At 55.7% G+C, this 3,208-nt stretch carries 2 rRNA genes; both read left to right on the forward strand.

Features of this window, described 5'->3' with window-relative positions:
• Positions 1-2,964, forward strand: a 23S ribosomal RNA gene (locus tag AC5WS7_RS40495); the annotation flags it as partial.
• A gap of 125 nt (positions 2,965-3,089) precedes the next feature.
• Positions 3,090-3,206 (forward strand): 5S ribosomal RNA (gene rrf / locus AC5WS7_RS40500).
• Positions 3,207-3,208 lie beyond the last annotated feature (2 nt).

Here is a 3,208-nt window from a genome sequence, read left to right on the forward strand (position 1 = left end):
GCCACTGAATATATAGGTGGTGTGGAGGGAACGTGGGGAAGTGAAACATCTCAGTACCCACAGGAAGAGAAAACAATTGTGATTCCGTGAGTAGTGGCGAGCGAAAGCGGATGAGGCTAAACCGGTCATGTGTGAGAGGCGGCAGTCGTTGCATGGTCGGGGTTGTGGGGTCTTTCTTCTTCTCACTGCCGTGAGGAGCGTGAGTAAGAAACCGTTGTGTTAGCTGAATTGGTCTGGGATGGCCAACCGTAGACGGTGAGAGTCCGGTAAGTGAAAACGCGACGGCTTACGTGATTGATACCCGAGTAGCAGCGGGCCCGTGGAATCTGCTGTGAATCTGCCGGGACCACCCGGTAAGCCTGAATACTACTTGGTGACCGATAGCGGACTAGTACCGTGAGGGAAAGGTGAAAAGTACCCCGGGAGGGGAGTGAAATAGTACCTGAAACCGTGCGCTTACAATCCGTCAGAGCCTTCGTCTTGTGCGTGGGGTGATGGCGTGCCTTTTGAAGAATGAGCCTGCGAGTCATCGGTGTGTGGCGAGGTTAACCCGTGTGGGGGAGCCGTAGCGAAAGCGAGTCCGAATAGGGCGGTTTGAGTCGCACATCATGGACCCGAAGCGGAGTGATCTACCCATGGCCAGGGTGAAGCGACGGTAAGACGTCGTGGAGGCCCGAACCCACTTAGGTTGAAAACTGAGGGGATGAGTTGTGGGTAGGGGTGAAAGGCCAATCAAACTCCGTGATAGCTGGTTCTCCCCGAAATGCATTTAGGTGCAGCGTCACGTGTTTCACACTGGAGGTAGAGCTACTGGATGGCCTAGGGGGCCTACAAGCTTACCGAAGTCAGCCAAACTCCGAATGCCGGTGTGTGAGAGCGTGGCAGTGAGACTGCGGGGGATAAGCTTCGTAGTCGAGAGGGAAACAGCCCAGATCGCCGGCTAAGGCCCCTAAGCGTGTACTAAGTGGAAAAGGATGTGGGGTCGCTGAGACAACCAGGAGGTTGGCTTAGAAGCAGCCACCCTTGAAAGAGTGCGTAATAGCTCACTGGTCAAGTGATCCTGCGCCGATAATGTAGCGGGGCTCAAGTACACCGCCGAAGCCGCGGCACTCAGACATGTACCTGCTTTCGAGCCAGGTGTCTGGGTGGGTAGGGGAGCGTCGTGTAGCCGGGGAAGCATCGGGGTGACCTAGGTGTGGAGGCTGCGCGAGTGAGAATGCAGGCATGAGTAGCGAAAGACGAGTGGGAAACTCGTCCGCCGAATGACCAAGGGTTCCTGGGCCAGGTTAATCCGCCCAGGGTGAGTCGGGACCTAAGGCGAGGCCGACAGGCGTAGTCGATGGACAACGGGTTGATATTCCCGTACCCGTGTATCCGCGCCCAATGGCGAATCAGTTGTGCTAACCGTCCAAAAGCGGACCTATCACCTTCGGGTGAAGAGAAGTGGCTGCACGGGACCCTGATTGTAGTAGTCAAGCGATGGGGTGACGCAGGAAGGTAGCTGGGCCACGTGGTGGATTACGTGGTGTAAGCCTGTAGGGCGAGGCATAGGCAAATCCGTGTCTCATTTGGCCTGAGAGGTGATGCGTAGCCGTTTGAGGTGAATTCAGTGATCCTATGCTGCCGAGAAAAGCCTCTAGTGAGTTGGTACACGGCCCGTACCCCAAACCGACACAGGTGGTCAGGTAGAGAATACTGAGGCGATCGAGGGAACTGTGGTGAAGGAACTCGGCAAAATACCTCCGTAACTTCGGGAGAAGGAGGGCCATGTCTGGTGAACCGTCTTGCACGGGGAGCTGGGGGTGGTCGCAGAGACCAGAGAGAAGCGACTGTTTACTAAAAACACAGGTCCGTGCGAAGTCGTAAGACGATGTATACGGACTGACGCCTGCCCGGTGCCGGAAGGTTAAGAGGACCGGTTAGCTACTTCGGTGGCGAAGCTGAGAATTTAAGCCCCGGTAAACGGCGGTGGTAACTATAACCATCCTAAGGTAGCGAAATTCCTTGTCGGGTAAGTTCCGACCTGCACGAATGGCGTAACGACTTCTCTGCTGTCTCCACCACAGACTCGGCGAAATTGCATTACGAGTAAAGATGCTCGTTACGCGCGGCAGGACGAAAAGACCCCGGGACCTTCACTATAGCTTGGTATTGGTGTTCGGTACGGTTTGTGTAGGATAGGTGGGAGACTGTGAAGCATTGACGCTAGTTAGTGTGGAGTCGTCGTTGAAATACCACTCTGGTCGTATTGGACTTCTAACCTCGGGCCATGATCTGGTTCAGGGACAGTGCCTGGTGGGTAGTTTAACTGGGGCGGTTGCCTCCTAAAGTGTAACGGAGGCGCCCAAAGGTTCCCTCAGCCTGGTTGGTAATCAGGTGTTGAGTGTAAGTGCACAAGGGAGCTTGACTGTGAGACTGACAGGTCGAGCAGGGACGAAAGTCGGGACTAGTGATCCGGCACCTACGTGTGGAAGTGGTGTCGCTCAACGGATAAAAGGTACCCCGGGGATAACAGGCTGATCTTCCCCAAGAGTCCATATCGACGGGATGGTTTGGCACCTCGATGTCGGCTCGTCGCATCCTGGGGCTGGAGTAGGTCCCAAGGGTTGGGCTGTTCGCCCATTAAAGCGGCACGCGAGCTGGGTTTAGAACGTCGTGAGACAGTTCGGTCTCTATCCGCCGCGCGCGTTAGAAACTTGAGGAAGGCTGTCCCTAGTACGAGAGGACCGGGACGGACGAACCTCTGGTGTGCCAGTTGTTCCGCCAGGGGCATGGCTGGTTGGCTACGTTCGGAAGGGATAACCGCTGAAAGCATCTAAGCGGGAAGCCTGTTCCAAGATGAGGTTTCTCTCCCCCTTTTTGAGGGGTTAAGGCCCCCAACAGATCATTGGGTTGATAGGCCGGAACTGGAAGCGCGGTAACGTGTGGAGGTGACCGGTACTAATAGGCCGAGGGCTTACTGACAAAGGTGTTACGCGTCCACTGTGCGGTATCTGAAACAACACACGGATACAGAAGACGGTATGCAAGGCTTGCGAGTGATCGTGGGTGTTGCGGGTTGGTTTTCTGTGTGGATAGTTTCATAGTGTTACGGCGGCTATAGCGGTGGGGAAACGCCCGGTCCCATTCCGAACCCGGAAGCTAAGGTCACCTGCGCCGATGGTACTGCACTCGACAGGGTGTGGGAGAGTAGGACACCGCCGGAACA

It is taken from the genome of Nocardia sp. PLKS1-43, assembly GCF_059510335.1.